15 protein-coding genes are annotated in these 20,227 nt (G+C 40.0%); 5 read left to right on the top strand and 10 right to left on the bottom strand.

Annotated features, from left to right (window positions below; all coding sequences use genetic code 11):
* Positions 1-784 precede the first annotated feature (784 nt).
* Entirely contained in the window at positions 785-1,792 is a 1,008-nt protein-coding gene (fmt, locus tag ACE1AT_RS29040) for a methionyl-tRNA formyltransferase (RefSeq protein ID WP_374874614.1), read from the top strand.
* A gap of 72 nt (positions 1,793-1,864) precedes the next feature.
* On the opposite strand, the gene ACE1AT_RS29035 is transcribed toward fmt, so the two are convergent.
* The gene (locus ACE1AT_RS29035) at positions 1,865-2,224 is read right to left on the bottom strand and encodes a DUF6464 family protein (protein WP_374874628.1); all 360 of its coding nucleotides are present in this window, start codon (positions 2,222-2,224) and stop codon (positions 1,865-1,867) included.
* 542 nt (positions 2,225-2,766) lie between these two features.
* On the opposite strand from ACE1AT_RS29035, the gene ACE1AT_RS29030 reads away from it, so the two are divergent.
* Complete coding sequence (locus tag ACE1AT_RS29030; RefSeq protein ID WP_374874613.1) at positions 2,767-3,390, top strand: helix-turn-helix transcriptional regulator; 624 nt, start codon at positions 2,767-2,769, stop codon at positions 3,388-3,390.
* Between the two features lie 24 nt (positions 3,391-3,414).
* Here ACE1AT_RS29030 and ACE1AT_RS29025 read toward each other — a convergent pair whose 3' ends face one another.
* Positions 3,415-3,891, bottom strand: a complete 477-nt coding sequence (locus tag ACE1AT_RS29025; protein ID WP_374874612.1) for a DUF4168 domain-containing protein — start codon at positions 3,889-3,891, stop codon at positions 3,415-3,417.
* 110 nt (positions 3,892-4,001) lie between these two features.
* The gene (holA, locus tag ACE1AT_RS29020; protein ID WP_374874611.1) at positions 4,002-4,991 is read right to left on the bottom strand and encodes a DNA polymerase III subunit delta; all 990 of its coding nucleotides are present in this window, start codon (positions 4,989-4,991) and stop codon (positions 4,002-4,004) included.
* A 138-nt stretch (positions 4,992-5,129) separates the two neighbouring features.
* Between holA and ACE1AT_RS29015 the strand changes: the two genes are divergently transcribed.
* On the top strand, positions 5,130-5,927 hold the full coding sequence (locus tag ACE1AT_RS29015) for a DUF1868 domain-containing protein (RefSeq protein ID WP_374874610.1): 798 nt from the start codon (positions 5,130-5,132) through the stop codon (positions 5,925-5,927).
* 137 nt (positions 5,928-6,064) lie between these two features.
* Here the strand turns inward: ACE1AT_RS29015 and ACE1AT_RS29010 are convergent, their stop codons facing one another.
* The 7 genes from ACE1AT_RS29010 to ACE1AT_RS28980 all read right to left on the bottom strand — a co-directional run bounded on the left by ACE1AT_RS29010 (position 6,065) and on the right by ACE1AT_RS28980 (position 13,796).
* The gene (locus ACE1AT_RS29010) at positions 6,065-6,997 is read right to left on the bottom strand and encodes a nucleoside hydrolase (RefSeq protein ID WP_374874609.1); all 933 of its coding nucleotides are present in this window, start codon (positions 6,995-6,997) and stop codon (positions 6,065-6,067) included.
* A gap of 70 nt (positions 6,998-7,067) precedes the next feature.
* Positions 7,068-7,571, bottom strand: coding sequence for a 2TM domain-containing protein (locus ACE1AT_RS29005; protein ID WP_374874608.1), 504 nt, complete (start codon positions 7,569-7,571; stop codon positions 7,068-7,070).
* Between the two features lie 173 nt (positions 7,572-7,744).
* Positions 7,745-8,308 (bottom strand): Uma2 family endonuclease, encoded by a 564-nt coding sequence (locus ACE1AT_RS29000; RefSeq protein WP_374874607.1) that lies wholly within the window; start codon positions 8,306-8,308, stop codon positions 7,745-7,747.
* A gap of 40 nt (positions 8,309-8,348) precedes the next feature.
* Entirely contained in the window at positions 8,349-10,106 is a 1,758-nt protein-coding gene (argS, locus tag ACE1AT_RS28995; protein WP_374874606.1) for an arginine--tRNA ligase, read from the bottom strand.
* Between the two features lie 937 nt (positions 10,107-11,043).
* Complete coding sequence (gene lpxD / locus ACE1AT_RS28990) at positions 11,044-12,090, bottom strand: UDP-3-O-(3-hydroxymyristoyl)glucosamine N-acyltransferase (RefSeq protein ID WP_374874605.1); 1,047 nt, start codon at positions 12,088-12,090, stop codon at positions 11,044-11,046.
* 126 nt (positions 12,091-12,216) lie between these two features.
* On the bottom strand, positions 12,217-13,476 hold the full coding sequence (locus ACE1AT_RS28985; protein WP_374874604.1) for a murein transglycosylase A: 1,260 nt from the start codon (positions 13,474-13,476) through the stop codon (positions 12,217-12,219).
* Positions 13,477-13,541: 65 nt separating this feature from the next.
* The gene (locus ACE1AT_RS28980) at positions 13,542-13,796 is read right to left on the bottom strand and encodes a hypothetical protein (RefSeq protein ID WP_374874603.1); all 255 of its coding nucleotides are present in this window, start codon (positions 13,794-13,796) and stop codon (positions 13,542-13,544) included.
* Positions 13,797-14,683: 887 nt separating this feature from the next.
* Between ACE1AT_RS28980 and ACE1AT_RS28975 the strand changes: the two genes are divergently transcribed.
* Both ACE1AT_RS28975 and ACE1AT_RS28970 read left to right on the top strand, forming a co-directional pair.
* The gene (locus ACE1AT_RS28975) at positions 14,684-15,454 is read left to right on the top strand and encodes a hypothetical protein (protein WP_374874602.1); all 771 of its coding nucleotides are present in this window, start codon (positions 14,684-14,686) and stop codon (positions 15,452-15,454) included.
* Between the two features lie 541 nt (positions 15,455-15,995).
* Positions 15,996-19,979 (top strand): PAS domain S-box protein, encoded by a 3,984-nt coding sequence (locus ACE1AT_RS28970; RefSeq protein WP_374874601.1) that lies wholly within the window; start codon positions 15,996-15,998, stop codon positions 19,977-19,979.
* The last annotated feature ends 248 nt before the right edge of the window (positions 19,980-20,227 follow it).

Raw genomic sequence — 20,227 nt, 5'->3', positions numbered from 1 at the left:
ATTTTACAAATTCTTGTGTAAGAATTCTTACAAAATACTAACAGCCAATACAAGCTAGCAAAATATACTAGCAAGACACTGACGGATGATAAGTTGACGCTTGTCACTACCGGACAAAATTCTTGCTGATGCTAAAACCCAGTTTAATCAGCATCTAAGCATCACTCTGTAGTCATTACTTAATTTTTCATTAATTTGTGATATTGACTACTAGAGATATCAAAGATGGGTAGGTTGAAATTGGCAGAGCAAGCCTGTTTATTTTGTTCCTACCACATTAAACTTTACCGATAACGACCATGTGCAGTCACAACTCAGGAATTTAGCAAAAGTAAAGTATTGTTCTAATTAAACGAACTCAAGCCATAACTAATTAAAGTTTAGCTAAAAGAAATCTATATTGAGAACAACTGCAACAACAGAATCTTTTGCCGATAGCAATCTTGGTAACACACCCTAGCCTAGAAGCTTGGCGAAAGCAGCTGGCTTCTTGGAAAAATTTATAAAAATTTATGTTGATTATAGTAGACGCTGGTTGGCTTGCTGCGAGACAAAGCCGAAGAGTAGAGCTTGGTTGTAACAGATACAGTTTATACTGACTGAGTACTCAGTTTATATATTATAACTCTACTGATCTAAATCCGCACAAATTAAAGCTAAATGGTGAGGGTCGTCATTTATCATTTGTCATTGGTGAGGCGTGTAAAGAGAATAAATACTAACAAAGTACTATTGACTCTTGACCATTGACCATTGACCATTGACTCTTGATCATTGACAAACCATGAAAGTTGTATTCTTTGGTACTCCCCAATTTGCGGTTCCGACTCTGGAAAAATTGCTGAATCATCCAGAGTTTGATGTATTGACAGTTGTTACCCAGCCTGACAAGCGCCGAGGTAGAGGAAATCAGCTAATACCTTCGCCGATCAAAACTGTTGCGACGACTCACAGTTTACCAGTATGGCAACCCCAGCGAGTCAAAAAAGATGCTGAAACTCTCACTCAACTTAGAGAAATAGGCGCAGATGTATTTGTAGTAATCGCCTATGGGCAAATTCTCTCTCAAGAAATTTTGGATATGCCTAAATTAGGTTGTGTGAATGTACATGGCTCGATTTTACCCAAATACCGGGGTGCAGCTCCAATTCAGTGGTGTTTGTATCACGGGGAAAAAGAAACAGGGATCACGACGATGTTGATGGATGCGGGTATGGATACTGGCGCCATGCTATTAAAAGCTACTACACCAATCAACTTATTAGATAATGCCCAAGATTTAGCAGAAAAACTAGCCACAACAGGTGCAGATTTACTAGTAGAAACTTTGCTCGGTTTAGAACGTGGAGAGATTGAGCCAATTCCTCAAGATAATTCTGAGGCTACTTATGCACCTTTGATTAAAAAGGAAGATTACCAACTAGATTGGTCAAAGAGCGCGCTCGAATTACACAATCAAATCAGAGGCTTTTACCCCAACTGTATCACTAGCTTTCGCAACCAACCAATAAAAATTACTGCAACCGCTCCCCTTGACTCTACTTACTGGCAGGAATTACCATTGGAGCTTCAGGAATATCTCCAAAAAGAATCTAATTCGTCAACAGTATCAGGTAATCCAGGGGAAGTAGTAAGCATTTCCAAGGGGATAGGAGCGATCGCGCAAACAGGAGATGGTTTGTTAGTTTTACGAGAAGTTCAGTTAGCTGGGAAACGTCCCCAGTCAGGATGGGATTTTGTAAATGGTATGCGTTTAACAGTAGGAGAAGTATTTGAAAATATTCAAGGATAAAGCCAGAAGGCTGATTCAGCTACTAGTTACTATTTAGCAGCAAACAGCTATCAATTGATAACTGATAACTGATTACTGTTCACTGATTTCATAGTAGCGGCAAGATTCGCATGGCCCTTCTGGATTAACCGCACAGCGAATAATTTCTGAATGAGCATTATAGCGGCAATTAGCATTGCCAACAATCCAACGTCCATCCAACCAGCTTTTTTCTTCTGGTCGTTTAGCAGATTGCACATACAAAGCTATTTTATACAAACGGTAACGCCCCGACTTGAGCTGATAACGGTGACGACGTTCTAAAACAGCATAGGTTTTTCCTTCTATATCAAGATAATTTCCCGGTTGCGGTATCCAATCAAGTTTCACACTACCGAGGGATTGACGCGGATGCGTCAGAATTACCTCGGTTGGTAAAGTTTCTGGCTCCATAAGTTCTGGTAATGTCATTTACATTATTTAGGATAGTAACGCACTCAATGGCGCGAACATACGGAGTTTATGTTATAGTTAACGATTCTCTAAAAAAATGTAAAAAAGAATATAGTTTTAATTTGCATAGATGAGTCGGGATGTTACGTGTCTTGAAAATAGGGATGGGATATCGGGGACTGGGAGCGGTAATTAATTGATACCAATGATGTATGAAGTATAAAATCAAATATTAAATCTAAATCTTTCATGAGAGACAAGATGCCCGATTTCTTAAGAGAAGTCGGGCATCTGAGCTTTGCGATTCTTATAAATCATATAGGATTGCTATATATCCGAAATCAGCAATCAAAGATTTGTATTTAAATTATGTCAATTTCAATCAATATAGGTTTCTAAAATATTTTGGAACTTAAATAAAATTTCATCTGTACCACAGGTTTCTCGTTTGTGGTTGCGCTTCAGCGCGGCTATGAACAAATTTTGAATTTTTATGCAAATTAATTCAAAATCAAATGTTTAAAATAAATAATTAAGTTATTATGACCGCTTTCACAGATTTATTACTAAATTCAAAAGATAATCCTACTTACCATTCTTGTCAGCAAGCGGATTTTTTGCAAGAAGTGATGGAAAGCTTGCAAGATGGATTGCTAATTATTAGTGAAGCGGGTGAACTTATTTATGCTAATGCATCAGCACATCATATTTTTCATCAACTGCAACAAGATAGCTATGAAGATCACAAATTACCACAAGCTATTTGGCATATTTGTGAGTTGTTACTTGTCAGTCGTAATCAATCGCTTAATAAAGTATTTTTTTTATCTGATGAAATTTCGCTTAATAAGACAAAAATATTTCGAGTCCGTGTGAGATGGCTTGATTTAACTAAATGCAAAGATTCTGGTTTCTTAGTTACAATTGAAAATCGTTATGAGTCAATGAGAAACTTAGCGATCGCAGAAGTTGCACAATACCATCTCACACAGCGAGAAACTGATATTTGGTGTTTATATAGAGCTAATTATAGTTATAAAGAAATTGCAGCTTATCTTTACATAAGTATCAACACTGTTAAAAAACATATGAAGAATATTCATGCCAAACGACGGCAAAATTTCTTAGAAAGCCAATTTTCGGCAGGCACTCTATATAGTATCTAAATATAAAACATCAGTAACTTTTATCTATTGCTCATTAGGTGTTTTTTGTAAACGAATTAAATTATTGTAAATCTGTCGTTTTAAGTCTTCATTATTTTGTAACTGGAGAGTAATTTGGTTGAATTCATCAATGCTAAGACCATTGGATTCAACGATTTGCTGGGAACGATTGCAGTAATTGACTGCTATATCTTTAGCCTGGGATGGTAGAGAGTTAAAGCTACTGGGTTCACTACAAACAATCTTAGGAATTTCTCGATCACCAATAATTTTCTTAATTTGGTCAAAAGCTTGCTGTCGTTCTGGTTCAATCCGTAATAAAACTCTAGAGTAATTGAGTATATCTTTATTGTTGGTTGGAGAATTTTGAGCATGAACTGTTGAGCTAAATATCAAAACCGTAGAGAAAAAACTAGCTATAGTCAAAGAGCGAAAAAATACACTTTGATAAACAGTTTGAGTTAGCTTAGGTCGGCACAATAGTTGGTATAGTCTGTTCATTTGCTTTATTAAAAACAACTACAAATATCATTATCTTAATTAGAATGAATAATTTTAGGAGAGAGAAGTTCCGAGAAAAAACTCAATTTTGGCTATATTCAGATTTTTACTCATTTTCTTTGACATACCTGACAAATTTCGATAATTTTTGTCTGGAGTACTAACATTTCTACTGCTCCTTGTTTGAGACTTACTTCTAATTCTAGTAATAGGGGTAAACAGTTAATAAGTTGCTGCACAGAAAGTGATTTAACTTCTTGCTGTAAAAAATAGATACGCTTGGGGTTGCTGACTTCAGCTGCTTTGGCGATCGCTTGTGGATCGCGTTCACCACTTTCCACCATGATTTTTACCCATAACCAGGTACGAAATTGACCAATCAGTGTCGCAATGATCCGTAACGAGGGTTCACAAGCATTAATGAGATTAGCCAATATAGCTAAAGCTTTGGCTGTATCTCCCGCCTTCATGGCTGCTGCTAGTTGTAAGCTATTCTGATTAGTATTTCTAACTAGCTGAGTAACAACATCTATATCTTGTGGTTTGTTTGTGCCACCAGCATAAAGCTGTATTTTCTCTAACTCATTGTACAGTAGGCGTGTATCGTTGCCTACAGCTTCCGCTAAAATTTCTGCTGCTTGAGAAGTCAATTTTACACCTACAGCTTGAGCAGTAGTCTGGACAGATTGCACCAATAGTTCTGTTTTCCAAGGCGGAATCAACGAAAATTCACGGTATTCAGCCGCAAATTGTTTTAAAAGTTTCGTAGACTTGAGCCGTTCATCAGGCTTATTACGGCTAGTCAATAATAAAAATGAATCTTCGGGAATTACTGGTAAAGTGCGTCCTAATTCTGATAACACATTATCTGGACAGTGTTGGCAAATAGTTGTATTGACAAGCCATACCAAGCGGCCACCAGCACCAAAAGGTGGTGTCATCACTTGATTTAACCCAGCGATCGCAGCATCAGCTTGATCTGGCGAAAGGGTAGTATAGTTAAAACTTGTCCAGGAAGAGTCAAGGATGCGATCGCGTAAAAGTGCAACTGCTTTTTCGATAGCAAAATCGTCCTCACCCCAGTAAACATAAATTGGCATGAGAAACCTCCGATTGTTAAACATTCAATATGTAAGATTCCCCTACACCCCTATTTCTTGACAATTGACCAACAATCAACAATCAACAAGCAACCACTAACAAATTAAAATCAAGGACAGAGTGCGAGGATATGAAACGTGGACGACAATTATCAAACCTACCTCAACCGGGTAGCACGGATGACACTACCAGAAGCCTATGGAACTCAAGTCCAGCATATCCTGGAATCTTCCAAATTTCAGCGAACACAAAATGGCAATAGACAAGCTGTGGGTTTTCCAGGTTATACGGTTATTACCCCGCCCCACCAAGAAGAGACACAAAACTCTAATTTCTATGCTCAATTGCAGAGTTATCAAGAGGAACTCTTGCAGTTACCGATTGGTAATGATCTGATTGTACCCGTACCGCCTGCTAGCTTCCATTTAACTTTGGCAGATGTAATTTGGGATAGTACTTTTCGTGATGCTTGTGAAAAAAATCCTGATTACGAACAACAATTGCGTTCTTGTTTTGCTGACATTTTTCAGCAATATCAAACATCTTTGATAAAACGTGTTGTTCATCCTATCCGTTGGCAAATGCTAGGACTGATGGTAATGACAAGGGCTGTAGCTGTTTGTCTAGTACCCCAAGATCAAAATTCTTACGAAGAGATAATTAACTTTCGTCGGGCAATTTATCAAAATCCTAACATTATGAGCTTAGGCATCGAACAACAGTATCACTTTACTGCCCATGTAACTTTAGGCTATTTTGGGGAAGTTTCACCAAATTTAGATCGCGATCGCCTTGCTACTCTATTTTCACAGTTGAATCAACAATGGTTATTAAATACACCAGAATTTCTGATTAATCGTGCGGAATTGCGAAAATTTGACGATATGACTCGTTATTACCGCCAAGTAGATTGGCCTGTTTTAGATTTTAGTTAGTTATTAGTAGAGACGCGATTAATCGCGTCTGTCATTAATCATTGACTTGAAGCCGCTCTTACGAGCGTCTACGCGTCTGTACAATAGTCATTGGTCATTGGTTAAGGTTCAGTTGACATTTGAGCATTGACTATTGACTATTGCGATCGCAAACAACAATACAAAATTTCTTTCCAGCGTGGTACATTTATTGACCAGATGACATTTATGTTGGGGGTTTTTCGCAATACATCTAATTCATCCACAACTGTTGCACCCCGCGTGAGTGTGCTTATTGTTTCTACATCTACAAAGTATTTGCCTTGGCGCGTTACGATATCTGGCTCAAGGGCAACTGCCATGGCTACGGGATCGGGTAACATTAAACCAGAAGCAGACTGAATATTTACACTAGCATCTAAAGCTGTGATGTTGCACTCCATTGCTAGACGTGCTGTTTCTGTACCGAAATTAATAACTTGTTCTATTTCGCTGGAAGTTAACGCTGCATCGTGGCGACTCAATTCCCAACCAACCATTTCACAAGCCATACCACTGTGAAAAACTATCTTCGCGGCTTCTGGATCTACCCAAATATTATATTCAGCAGCAGGCGTCACGTTGCCCACAGTATTGGCTGCACCACCCATAATCACACAACGCTGTACTAATAATGCAATTTCTGGCGCACGTAATAATGCTGTTGCAATGTTAGTCAGTGGCCCTAACGTAACTAGAGTAATTTCACCGGGATTAATCTTGATTGTGTCAATAATTACGTCTACTGCATGTGCTGTCTGGGGCTTACTTTTTGCTTCAGGGTAATGTTTGTTACCCATACCATCATCGCCGTGAAACCAATGAGCATAATTACATTCTCGCAATATTGGTTTGCCACAGCCAATATATACTGGTGTAGCAGCTTTGCAGACTTCAAGTGTATATAGGGCGTTTTTCGTTCCTTGTTCTACGGAGACATTACCACTAACAACTGTTACCGCTTCAACACGGACATCTGTCCAACGATGCGCCATAATCAAAGCCACAGCATCATCGGAAGCAGTATCTGTATCAATCAGAAATTTACGCATAATTATCCAAGATAAATGCTGTGGTTGTTAGTGGTTAGTATTCCCTTGTCTCCCTTATCCCCCCCTTCTTCTAACTCTGCCATGCGTTCAGGAATTTATTGACGACTCTGTTAATAGTTTGTTTAACCTGATTCTGGCGATACCATTTTTGGAAAGCCATTTCGTAATCTTCGCCTTTAGTTTGAAAGGTGTTCCAAGCATCAAGGGCTACACCCAGTCCCCAAAATAGCAAAATATAGAGTGACCAAGATAGACCAGCACCACCGACTAGATCAACTAAAAGCAACACACCATTGACAATGGTAAATTTACCAAAGCGCTTTTTAAATCTTCCGATCCGATAGTTGTTAAAAGCTTGTCTTTGCTGTATTTCTCCTTTGGTAACTTGCCAATCACGTTCTGCTAATTGGAGAGTTTCTGGGGGAATTTCTAATTCTCCAGCAATTTCTAAGAGTTGTTCATAGGAAAATTCTTTTTCTTGGTCTTTGGCTTGGCGGGCGATCGCCAAGTGTAGAATTTTCTGGATATCTTCTTGAGTGTAGAAACGAGAGGGTTGATCTTCTGGTGCTGTCATAATCGTGTCTCTGTTATTATTTTGTATATTAAGTTTCTTTACTTAGTAAAGATTACGCAGTTGTGCGATCGCCAGCAATGCACTTGCCAATATCTTTAGACTAGCAAATCTACTAGTGGTTAGTTGTTGGTGGTTGGTGGTACTTTACTAACTATAAGATTATCCTGTTGGTCTCAATCTAACAGCCAACCAAATAACTCTTTTACTGTCAGCTTAAATTCACTGGCGAATCCTGGTGTAGGTAACAAAGCTTCTGGTTCTTCTAACACTACTGGCTGTTGATTGCGTATATATACCAAAACTATTTGCTCCTCTGGATCAATCAACCAGCCCATTTGCGTTTCATAACTCAAACAATGCAGAATATTTTTGGTTACTTTTGTTACGCTTTGGTCGGGTGATAAGATTTCAATCGTCCAATCTGGAGCTACTGAGAAAATATTAGCAATTTCGCCCTTCTCATCACGGGGAATTCTGTTCCAAGTAAAAACAGATACATCTGGTACTATGGATCTGCCACCAAATGTACAGCGCAATTCTGGAAAAGCACGAGCAATTCGCTTAGACTTGACAACTGCGTTGATAGCAATGATGGATTCACCTTGAATTGTACTATGTTTTCCCTGTGGCATTAGTTTTGTGATAACTTTACCGTCAATATACTCACTTGCAGGTTTCGTTTCTGGTAGCTTCAGAAACTCTTCCAAGGTGATGCTTTTTGCAGGTGTCTGTACCATAATGCGATCGCCTAAACTAACTTTAGTTCCACCAAATATCCTACATCCGCTCTAACACTTGAATTCCTAACAAAGACAATCCCAATTTCAAAGTTCTAGCTGTTAAATAACACACTGCTAAACGTGATGTTCTGATTGGTTCCTCAGATTTGAGAACTGGACAATTTTCGTAGAACTTATTAAATTTATCGCTGAGTTGATACAAGTATTCACATAATCTATTGGGCAACAAATCTTGCTCAACTTCACTAATAATTTCGTCGAGTTGTAACAAATGCTTGGCTAAAGTTAATTCTGTGTCTTCCTTTAGCATAATTTTGGCATCTGTACCCAACTTTTCAAAATCAACATTACCTTCGCGGCTAATTCCTTGGGTACGGACGTAAGCATAAAGCATGTAAGGTGCGGTGTTACCTTTGAGAGACAGCATTTTGTCATAGCTGAAAACATAGTTACTGGTACGGTTTTGACTCAAATCTGCATACTTCACCGCACTAATACCAACTACTTTAGCAACATTGGCTTTGAACTCTTCGGTTTCTTGCCGTCCCTCTTGTGTTAATCTATTTTCTAAGTCTGTACGAGAGCGAGCGATCGCTTCATCCAATAAATCCCGTAACCGTACTGTATCACCAGAACGAGTTTTGAATTTCTTACCATCTTCACCCAGAACCAAACCGAAGGGAACATGAACGAGTTCCACATCATCGGGAACCCACCCAGCTTTACGGACTACCTGAAACACCTGGGCAAAATGATTTGCTTGTCCAGCATCTGTAACATAAATTATGCGTTTGGCATGATCTTCTTGAATTCGGTAGCGGATAGCAGCTAAGTCTGTGGTTGCGTAGTTGTAACCACCATCAGATTTTTGCACAATTAAGGGCAGTGGTTCACCTTCTTTGTTAGTAAATCCTTCCAAGAAAACACATTTTGCGCCTTGATCTTCTACCAGCAATCCAGTCTGTTCTAAATTTTCTACAACTTTTGGCAATAAGGGATTATAAAAAGACTCTCCCCGTTCTTGTACTTTAATATCTAGCAAATCGTAAATAACTTGAAACTCTTTCCTTGATTGTTCACACAACAATTTCCAAGCATGAATTGTATCTTCTGCGCCTGCTTGTAACCTGACAACTTCTTTGCGTGCTTGTTCTTGGAAAGCTTCATCTTCATCAAACCGCTTTTTCGCTTGTCGATAAAAAGCGACTAAATCACCAATGTCTAAAGCATTAGCAGTTGTCAAAGCTTCGGGGTAAACTTCTCGCAGATACGTAATTAACATCCCAAACTGCGTTCCCCAATCGCCAACGTGATTCAAGCGCAGCACATCATGTCCTTGAAATTCTAAAATTCGAGCAATGCTATCGCCAATAATTGTGGAACGTAAGTGTCCGACGTGCATTTCTTTGGCGATGTTGGGACTGGAAAAATCCACAATTTCGCGTTTTGAGGTTTTCGCCTTCGCAACTCCTAATCTGGAATCTGCTTGCATTGTAGCTATTTGCGCTTCCAGATATTCTGTAGTGAGTTTGAGATTGATAAAACCAGGCCCAGCCACTTCTGGTGGTTTGCAGATATCAGCTACATCCAGTTTATCAACAATCGCCTGAGCGATCGCTCGTGGTTGTTGTCCTAAACGCTTGGCTAAAGATAAAGCCACATTCGCCTGATAATCACCAAATTTCGGATTACTTGCAGCAACCAACACCGGATCTACTCCAGTTAACTCCGCGCCAAAAGCTGCAACTAAAGCTTGCTGTAATTTTTCTTTTAATAGTTCTTGTGTAGCGTTCATATATATTGTTGAGAAGCAGGCGGTAAGTGATGAGATATCTTTAACGACCTGATTATTCTAGCTTTAAAATGCGATCGGATAATCCAACTGAGAAGGCAATACGGTTCGGTTAAGGATTTTTCGGCATAATTTGGTCATGTAGAGACCTTGCACTGCAAGGTCTCTACAGGATAGGATTTAAATGCCAATCTATTTGTCTTATCCGAACCGTATTGAGTGAGAAGGACGAACGGTAATTTTATTTTTATTTAATAAATAATCTTTCACTAAATTAGTAAGAAATATACCTAACAGTTTTTTTGTTAAACAAATTAGTGATATTTATCACAATATTATTTAATCTAAATCACAATACGGTTCAGTTAAGGCTAAAAACTAAAACTAGCGTAGGTTGGTTTGAGGAACGTAGACGCGCCCTGCGCGGCTTCTCGCAGAGTAACCCAACATTATCAAGGCTTTATTGGGTTTCGCTTGCACTCAACCCAACCTACATTTCTTCTTAACTGAACCGTATTGATCTAAATCACTAACTACGAACATTGTGATTAGTTTAGTTGAGAAAAAAATCGATCTTAGCTACAACTAAAAGTAGATTTTATTTTATTAATTTTATAGGTGTGGGGAGGACTATGCTAGAAAAAATCTTGCTGGCTATAGTACTAACATTTACTTTAAGCCTTTTTACCGAACTGAAATCGCCTTCTTTCGCTCATAATACCAGTATCATGCATAGCCAAAATAGGCTTGTTTTCAATTTCAAGCACAACAATTAAAAAATCTATCTAATGGTAGACCTGCTGATTTACAGCAGCAATCAAAGCACCTGACAAGTGTAGGTTTTTTCAACAACACTTGAAACTGAACATGCGGGACAAGGGAGACAAGGGAGACAAGGGGGATGTGGAGAATAACAAATGACCATTGACCATTGACTTAATTATTTTTGTTTCATTTGGCGTTGCAATTGTTTGAATGTTTGATACATATCAGGTAAGCGATTTAAAATAGCAGACACTTTTATAAATTGTTTGTGGGGTACTGCGGGAAGTCCAGAGACAATTTCTCCTGGTGCTACATCACTGTGAATACCGGCTTTAGCAGAGGCGATCGCACCATCACCGATTTTCACTTGGTTAGCTATTCCTGATTGTCCCGCCAAAATGACGCGATTACCGAGGGTAACACCTCCTGCAATCCCGGCTTGACCAGCTAATGCACAACCTGCACCAATTTGGCAACCGTGACCAATCTGTACTAAATTATCAATAATTGTATAGCGACCAACCCGTGTTTCGCCGACTGCGGGACGATCAATGGCGCTGTTACAGCCAACGACAACACCATCTTCTAAAACTGTATGACCTGATTGTTCAACTTTCAGCCAACCAGTAGCAGTTGGTACAAAGCCAAAGCCTTCCGCACCAATGACAGCACCACTGTGAATTTCACAATCTGCACCAATGAGAGTACGTTCGTGGATTGTGCAGTTAGCATGTAAAGTTGTGCGATCGCCTATCTTCGCATCAGGATAAATCACAACATTGGCATGAATATATGCACCATCACCAATTTCTACTCCCTCATGAACTACAGCATGAGGGCCAATGTAAACATCATTGCCAATTTTCGCATTCGGACTAATTACAGCAGTCGAATGAATCTCTGGAGTTGGACGCCAAGGTTGGTAGAAAAATTTGAGCGCTCTTGCAAAGATTAGCTTTGGTTCTGGAGTAGTAATCCAAGCTATACCACGTTCTTGTGCTTGTGCTTGTAGTACTTCACTTTGGGGCAAAATTAAAGCGCTTGCAGTAGTCTTACTTACCATTGTGGCAAATTTTGGCCCTTCAATGTAGCTAAGAGTTCCGCTTGTCGCTTCATTAATTGCTGCGATTCCAGCAATTTCTGGATTATTATCTTTGTCGAAATTAAAACTATTAGAAGCAGCAGCATCACCAAGTTTCGCCAGTATATCGCTAAATTTCATAGTGCTAAGTGGTTAGTGGTTAGTGGTTGGTTTTCTGTTTTCTCTCTTGTCCTCCATTTCCCCCTTGTTCCCCTTCTTCCCAATTTTTAATTTTTAATTTTTAATTTTTAATTGTTTTCTCCCCAATCACTCCTTCAATAGCAAATAATATAGAGTACCATTACCACCTGTAATCCCGGCGCGATCGCCTGCTAATTTACCAGTTCCCATAAAATAATCTACCCGTCCTGGACTTTTGATCGCGCTACCTGTATCTTGGTCGAGAACGAACCGACTGACTTGGCGTTTAACCAGTTTTCCTTTACCCGCAGGATAAGGAAACGAGTTATTAATTATTGCTAATGCGCCCGGTGGCATGAGAGATTTATCTGTGGCAATGGAACGTTCTGGTGTAACTGGTACGCCAATACTGCCAGTTGCAGGTGTACCGCCAGTTTCCTTGAAAAAGACGAAGCGTTCCCACCGTGGTAGATAACTATTCATCTCTTTGGGATTTTGGCGGAAGTATGTGATCAGGGTAGGCATTGTTAAACTTTGTAAAGGTAACTTGCCATCTTTAGCTAGTTCTTTGCCGATACTAGTCCAAGGATAATCAGTTCCTCCGGCGTAACCAACAGAGGTTCTTTTACCATTTGTTAATCTTAGTTGGGCAGAACCTTGGATATGTACTAGATATGCATCTAGGCGATCGCGAAGCCAAAATAATTCCAAGCCGTGTAATTGACTTTTATCACCCAATAAACCATCTTTTCCTTCTAGGTCTAGACGTTTAGGATGTGGTTTTACCCATGTGTCAATATCGGGCGGTAGTCGATAAAGAGGATATTTATATACTGAAGTGCGAACTCTACTGGCAGTATAAACTGGCTCATAGTAGGCTGTGAATTTGACAGTACCATTACCGTCATTGCCAACTGATTGATAAAAATCAAATTCTCGACGCACAGCAGCTTGCAGTTGCTCTGGTGATTTCGAGCTAACCACCAACTCACGAAAACGCAGCAAGCTACGACGAACGCGAGCCAGGGTGATTTCAGAAATAGGATAATTTTGATACGCTGCTCGTGCCTTCTCTGTTGTCAGGTAACGTAAACTGTTGTCAATAGATGCCAACATTGCTTTGCGATCGCCTCGTTTGCTCTTTCCACCCCAAAGTTGTTCATCCCAACCTAAGCATTGATGAATGGGTTTACAATCAGTGCCTAAAGTTACCAATCTTAGTGGTGGTGATAACTCTGGTGGTGGTAATGGTTCGGTGGAGTTGGTTGGTGGTGATGGCAAAGGTGGTATGTTAATCGGAATAGATACCTGAGCTAACCCAGAGAAAACAGGATTTACAAAGCTAATTCCTAAACTTAAGCAAAGCAAAGCAAGCGTTTTTCTCATAATTTATCAGAAAGTAGGTTGAAAACCCTGTGGCTTGAGCCACGGGATGAAAACCAAGAGCAGTGTCAAGTAAATCTTTCCACACTAGAGCTAAAAAGTGGTTCCACACGAATAGCCACAATCCGCGAGGGACGCACAACCATGTATTCACCTTGAATATTTTTGATCGGCACGTTCATAAAGTCATCGGAGGCAGATTTTGGCATCAGTTCGCCACTATACCACTTTTGAAAATCCTGAATCGTCGGAAACCGCACCTCTTCTCGATGACCACTTGCCATTAGTAAGTGTACTGCGTATTCATTGGGTGTTCTAGGCATAATGTTTGAATCATTTGAAACACATGCAACCCATTTTGGACTACCCACTGCCCGAATGGGAAGAGTGAAGAAAACACAGTTGTGACTATGACGGTTGTTATCCTAGTGAGGGTTCCCGGTTGGGGAGACAGGGAGGACACGGGAAAGGAGACAAGGGGGACACGGGAGACACGGAGAATATTTTTGATTGATTCACCGCGTCTCTTCACAATGCCTAATCACCCTTGACCCTTGACCCTTGACTAACCACTAACCTTTAACAGAAGTTTTGTTTTTATAACTTCATATTTTATGAGTCAATACTCATAAAATATAAAAAAACTAAGACTTGTAAACTATATTTTTCTCTAGATTTTGTATATTTCCTCTTTAATTAAAGATGTTCTACTAACAAGCTCATTGACAATTGAACATTGAGCATTGAGCATTGACTTTTTCTGGAAAAAGTAAAGTTTAGTTTCAAACAAACACACTCTTCTCTAAATAATGCTAATTTAATAATTGAAGCAAACCAAGCTTCCCTGGCAGATAAAACAGCTAGATGAGTAAACTAAAAAAAGAGGTAAAGACGCTGTTGAAACTCAATCTGTCTCGTTATCAAACAACAACACCTAACTCTAAAGGCGATATTTCCTCATAGTGAAAAGAAGGGGGCGCTGTAACTGATTGACTTCACTGAAGTCAAAAGGTGATTCACCCAGTACATCCCCGGCTAGAATTAACGATGAGAGGAAATAACTCAGCTATTAGTTGCTTAGGTGTTGTTGTTTTTTAAATGTCCCTTAACTTTTTCCCCTTAACCTTTCCCCATCTTGGACTAGTAGGTGTAAGCTGGTACGAAGTGGAATAAATAGCACGAGACATTTGAAATATTTGAATAGCGCCTTATGTCAATAATTGCTCTGAGAGCATGGTATCTTGAAAATTACGAGCCGATACAAGAACTAGAAAAACGCCCATCGGATATTCGCCTCAACAAAAAGAGTCTGCTGAAATCGGGGCTAAGAGCAGATTTTTTAGAAGACAGCGATGATATCAGAAAATCAACGTGGTTTGGTCGCTATCTAGAAGGGGAAAATATTGAATTTTATATAGAAGGTAGTGGCGGCTATTGTGTGGCTAATATTGACTTGATTAGTCACGAGATTTATTTCACTAAACAGTCAGTTTTAGCACAATTAGAACCGACAATATTTTTTTGTTATCAAACAGAATATGCACCAGCAACGGATGCATTGCGGGAAGCATTATTGCTGAGTGTGGAAAAATTGAACTTGCGATCGCGTCTGCCTTTAAAATTAGTAGAATCTCACCGTCCTCAAGAGACTCCTCTACGACTAGGAAGCACTATGATGCGAAAAATTCGTAGAAGTTTGTTGTTCATTGCAGATACCACGCCTATTGCCAAGATAGAAGGTAAACAAACTGCTCAATTAATTCCTAGTCCCAGCGTTTGTGTGGAAATTGGCTACGCAATTAGCAGCAAAAGGTCTGAACAAATTTTACTAGCGCAAATGCAGCGTCCTGATTTTCCAGGAGAGTTTCCTTTTGATTTACCACCTACACAAATTTTACAATTTCAAGATACTCTAGAATTAGATAAAATTTTGCTACCAACAATTGAAAGTCTACTAGCGCGATTTAAATTGTTTTTCTAAAAGTAGGGGCGAATGGCCGTTCTTATAAGCCGCTCCGCGTCTACGCCCCTACAATAGTTATTAAGGCTTACTCTACCTTGAAACGGCGTTCTACAAAGCATTAATTATTTTTTGAATAATTAAAAAAATCTGTATAAAGATAGATTCTAAAAAATCCAATATATTCACATATTACATTAGTGATCTATTGCATCTTGTTGGAAATATACAATTAGAAAGAGAACTTGCATTCAACACCACACTCAATACTTTTCAGTTGAGTGGAGACTCATAACCCTCTCTGGGGATTGGGGGGAAAGGGATAGTTATTCATCCCGTACCCCTTCACATCAATTCCGGCTAATTGCTTATGGTATTATTCTGACGCAGTTGGGCATCGGGCATAGTTAATATCCCAATTATCCATTACTAACCTCAAAGAATAATACAATTATTCAAGCGGAAATGATATCAGCTTTCACTTTTTTCCAGACCACTAGTACTGTTTTGTAATCCGTCTTCAAATTTACTGCAATCGATAAACGCAGTCAAAACACCTTCAATGCTAAAAGTCAACCGCTTACACCAGCAAGGTTTTTACTCAGTCTTTTCACCTTCAGTGATTACACTAACTGGAAGCATAATCGCAATCGTGCTCGGCGGCTCAGTCATGCTTGGCTGGTGGTTCGATATTGACTTTTTCAAAAACTGCTTTTATCTCAGCACAGTGAGTATGAAAGGTAACACAGCGCTGTGCTTTTTTCTATCAGGTCTATCGCTGTTTTTGTCTGTTAGTGTTGATGGGGAGATGGGGAGATTAGGAAGTAGAGAGAGAAGTTCTTCCTATCACCCCAACCCTACGGGTAGATACGTAGACAGAAAGCGAATACTTACTCCACCACCCCATCTCAAAATAATTGATCGAGTCTGCGCGTTTACTGTTTTGACAATTGCCTCACTCACATTAATTCAATATTTATTTGGTTGGGATTTTGGCATTGATCAGTTGCTATTTCACGAAAAAGCAAACACCCCACTGACTTCTCAACCAGGACGGATGGGTGTGAATACAGCACTGAGCTTTCTGTTGATAGGTTGGTCTTTAGAACTTTTAGAGAAACCAAAAAGCCGTCGTAGTTATTGGTTTGCTCAGATTCTGACTTTGATTACTGTTTTGATTGTTTTACTGGCTTTAATTGGTTATGCCTATCAAGTAAAGATTTTTTACGGAATGTTCCCTCATGTCACATCAATGGCATTACACACAGTTATTGGGTTGATTGTACTTTGTGTGGGTATTCTGTGGAGTCAGCCAGAACAAGGAGTGATGAAAGTCATCACCAGTCAGACAGATGGTGGTTTGCTAGCACGTCGTTTATTGATAGCCGCGATCGCTATACCTCTAATCACAGGGTGGTTAATTCTTCAAGGAGAAAAGGCTGGACAATATGAGTCAGAGTTTGCAATTTCCCTGTTTGCAATTTTTTTAATGACAATTTTTACAATTGTCATTTGGAAAAATGCAGCCGCGATTCAAAAGCTTAGTCAGCAACGCGATCGCGCCAAACTAGCACTAAAAGCACATACAGAAAAACTCAGAAGTTTCGTAGAATCAAACGTCATCGGCATTTTGTATGGTGATATTTACGGTGGGATCAACCAAGCCAATGACAAATTTTTACAGATGATTGGCTACACACGGGAAGATTTACAGGCGGGTGGGATTAATTGGAGGGATATTACACCACCAGAGTATTTGCCTTTAGATGCACAAGGTATTGCTGAAGCTCAAGCAACAGGCGCTTGCACACCCTATGAAAAAGAATACATTCGGCGTGATGGCAGCCGCATTCCTGTTTTAGTAGGTTATACGTTAGTAGGAGAGAAACAACAAGAGTCAGTAGCCTTTATCCTAGATTTGAGCGAACGTAAGCAAACAGAAGCAACCCTACTCCAAACAGAACAGCGATTTCGATTGGCGGTTGATAACATGCCAGATGTTTTTGCCATTTATGACGCCCAACTGAGGTTTCAATTTGTCAATGCGGCAGCTTTGCAGCGTCTAGGTAAGGCGAAAGAGGAAGTTATTGGACGCACTGACGAAGAAATCTTTCCGGCTGAGATCACACAACTTTATCTTCCGATTCTGTTTAAAGCAGTTGAAACGCGCACAACTCAAACAACAGAAACCACAATTAATTTTCCTGAAGATGGTACATTGACCACACTTATTAAATATGTGCCAATCGTGGATGACAAAGGGGAAATTTATCAAATTTTGGCATTTGCTGAAGATATCACAATCCGCAAGCAGGCAGAAGAAGCACTCCGCAATCAACAAAAATGGTTGGAAGACTTACTCAATCTCATGCCCACACCCCTGTTATTAATCGAACCAGGAACAGCGCGAGTTACTTTTGCCAATAAAGCTGCTGACGAAGTTGCTGGAGGGAAATTTCCCAAAGCAGATTCAGCCGCAGATTATCAAGCTCTTTATTATTCAACTGACGCCGCCGGCAATCACATTCCCGATCAACAAGCACCAGGAGTTAGAGTAGCCCGTGGTGAACGCTTAGACGGAGTAGAGTTAGACTGGCATACACCAGCAGGTGTCCGCTCTTTGCTGATCTATGCTGATACTCTACCAGCCATGCACGGTTATCCAACTACTTGTGTCTTAACATTTCAAGATATTACCAATCTCAAACGCGTCGAAAAAGCCCTATCTTTAGGTTACAAACGGCTACAGCTTTTATTTGGTACAGCTAGCGATCTACTTTCTAGCAAAGAGCCTGTGGCATTAATTGAAAGTTTGTTTCGCAAACTTGCGGATCAAATTGGTTTAGATGTTTACTTTAATTTTTTAGTGACTGAAAATCCCCAGGTAATGCATTTAGCCTCCTGGCACGGAATAGATGAAGAAACCGCTCAAGCAGCAAAATTACTAGAGATTGGTCAAGGGATGTGTGGTACTGTTGCTCAGGAACGCCGTCCCATTTCCTTAGAGAATGTCCAACAATCAACTGATCCGAAAATAGAACTCCTGCGGGCGATTGGCATTAAAGTTTATTACGGTTATCCATTAATCGCCCAAGGACAATTATTAGGTACTCTGTGTTTTTGCAGTCGCAGTCGCTGGCGATTTAGCCAAAATGAAATTGGGATGATGCAAGCAGTTTGCGATCAAATTGCGATCGCTATGGAACGAGCGCGTTTGATCACTTCTTTGCAACAACAAACCGAACAGTTGCAAGAAGCAAACCGGATGAAAGATGAGTTTCTAGCGATCTTGTCCCACGAATTGCGATCGCCCCTCAATGCGATTCTGGGATGGTCACAGTTGCTACGTTCTCGCCAACTGAATGAAACTCAAATCACCAAAGCCCTAGAAACTATAGAGAGAAACGCCAAAACCCAAACCCAGTTAATCGAAGACTTACTAGATATCTCGCGTATTATCAGAGGCAAGTTACGTTTAAATGTACGTACTTGCAACTTAATAAATATTATAGAAGCTGCTCTAGATACAGTAAATCTAGCAGCTCAAGCAAAAGATATTCATATCCAAATTATGTTTGATTCTCAGGCAGCACTAGTTTCTGGTGATGCCGAACGCTTACAACAGGTAGTCTGGAATTTACTATCCAATGCCATCAAGTTTACACCTGCTGGCGGTAGAGTAGAGGTAGAATTATCTCTGCTAAAAGAAAAAGAAGCAGGGAAACGGGAAGATAAAAATACGGAGAGCCTATTTGATAGATTCTCTGCCTCACCCCGTCCTAATATTACTGACTCTTTCCAATCATCACCGTCTCTTTCCCTATCCGCATTTTCGGAAACTACTTATGCCCAAATTACAGTGAAAGATACTGGCATCGGTATCAGTCCTGAATTTCTACCTTATGTATTTGATCGTTTCCGACAAGCAGACAGTTCTAGTACTAGATCCCATGGTGGCTTGGGATTAGGTTTAGCGATCGTGCGCCATTTAATAGAAATGCATGGCGGTAGTATTAATGTAGCAAGTCTGGGAAAAGAACAAGGTACAACATTTACAGTCAAACTACCACTTCTTAAAGGTCAACAGTCAATACTCAACACTCAAGAGTCCACACTCAATAGTCAAGAGGCTGTGGGAAATTGTCTTTCTGTCTCACCCTCGCTTCTAGATGGTATACGTGTACTAGTCGTAGATGATGAAGCTGATACACGTGACTATCTCACTACTTTACTCAAACAGTATCAGGCAGAGGTGCTAGCAGTAGCCTCAGCGCAAGCAGCACTAGAGGCGATCGAGGAATGGAAACCAGATGTTTTAGTTAGCGACATTGGAATGCCCCAGGAAGACGGTTACTCTTTAGTTCGCAAATTGCGATCGCGATCGCCAGAACAAGGAGGAAAAATACCAGCAGCAGCATTAACAGCCTATGCGAGAGCAGAAGATCGACGTCGAGCTATACAAGCAGGTTTTCAGTTACATTTGCCTAAACCTGTTGATCCTTCTGAGTTAATTACAGTTGTAGCTAGCCTTGTAGGACGTACATAAAAACTCCACCCCCTTTCTTTGTACATATTCATAATTCTTTCTACCTGCTGCTGTGTTTGTTCGTGAGTATATGGTCTGGGGTAGAACTTCGTAACAATAGGGTCAGCTTGACACTCCCCGCTCTAAAGAGACGGGGATTCTAATTTCATCCTAGTTACTTGCTCTACCAGGTTTTCACCAAGCAAAGTAGAGGTTACTAGTCCATTAGCGTTACTTCGGGAATGCCCTTCCCTAGCTTTTGCAAGATT

The organism is Pelatocladus sp. BLCC-F211 (assembly GCF_041928655.1).
Lineage (GTDB): Bacteria > Cyanobacteriota > Cyanobacteriia > Cyanobacteriales > Nostocaceae > Pelatocladus.
The sequence above is the reverse complement of the archived record's forward strand: the minus strand, read 5'-3'. Positions and strand labels throughout refer to the sequence as shown.

What these genes read in the sequence shown, in the direction of transcription:
- ACE1AT_RS28980 (WP_374874603.1), bottom strand. Translation starts at nt 13,796, where the DNA reads ATGCCTAGAACACCCAATGAATACGCAGTACACTTACTAATGGCAAGT.
- ACE1AT_RS29010 (WP_374874609.1), bottom strand. Translation starts at nt 6,997, where the DNA reads ATGCGTAAATTTCTGATTGATACAGATACTGCTTCCGATGATGCTGTG.
- fmt (WP_374874614.1), top strand. Translation starts at nt 785, where the DNA reads ATGAAAGTTGTATTCTTTGGTACTCCCCAATTTGCGGTTCCGACTCTG.
- ACE1AT_RS29025 (WP_374874612.1), bottom strand. Translation starts at nt 3,891, where the DNA reads ATGAACAGACTATACCAACTATTGTGCCGACCTAAGCTAACTCAAACT.
- ACE1AT_RS29005 (WP_374874608.1), bottom strand. Translation starts at nt 7,571, where the DNA reads ATGACAGCACCAGAAGATCAACCCTCTCGTTTCTACACTCAAGAAGAT.
- lpxD (WP_374874605.1), bottom strand. Translation starts at nt 12,090, where the DNA reads ATGAAATTTAGCGATATACTGGCGAAACTTGGTGATGCTGCTGCTTCT.
- ACE1AT_RS29000 (WP_374874607.1), bottom strand. Translation starts at nt 8,308, where the DNA reads ATGGTACAGACACCTGCAAAAAGCATCACCTTGGAAGAGTTTCTGAAG.
- ACE1AT_RS29035 (WP_374874628.1), bottom strand. Translation starts at nt 2,224, where the DNA reads ATGGAGCCAGAAACTTTACCAACCGAGGTAATTCTGACGCATCCGCGT.
- ACE1AT_RS28970 (WP_374874601.1), top strand. Translation starts at nt 15,996, where the DNA reads ATGCTAAAAGTCAACCGCTTACACCAGCAAGGTTTTTACTCAGTCTTT.
- argS (WP_374874606.1), bottom strand. Translation starts at nt 10,106, where the DNA reads ATGAACGCTACACAAGAACTATTAAAAGAAAAATTACAGCAAGCTTTA.
- ACE1AT_RS29030 (WP_374874613.1), top strand. Translation starts at nt 2,767, where the DNA reads ATGACCGCTTTCACAGATTTATTACTAAATTCAAAAGATAATCCTACT.
- ACE1AT_RS28985 (WP_374874604.1), bottom strand. Translation starts at nt 13,476, where the DNA reads ATGAGAAAAACGCTTGCTTTGCTTTGCTTAAGTTTAGGAATTAGCTTT.
- holA (WP_374874611.1), bottom strand. Translation starts at nt 4,991, where the DNA reads ATGCCAATTTATGTTTACTGGGGTGAGGACGATTTTGCTATCGAAAAA.
- ACE1AT_RS28975 (WP_374874602.1), top strand. Translation starts at nt 14,684, where the DNA reads ATGTCAATAATTGCTCTGAGAGCATGGTATCTTGAAAATTACGAGCCG.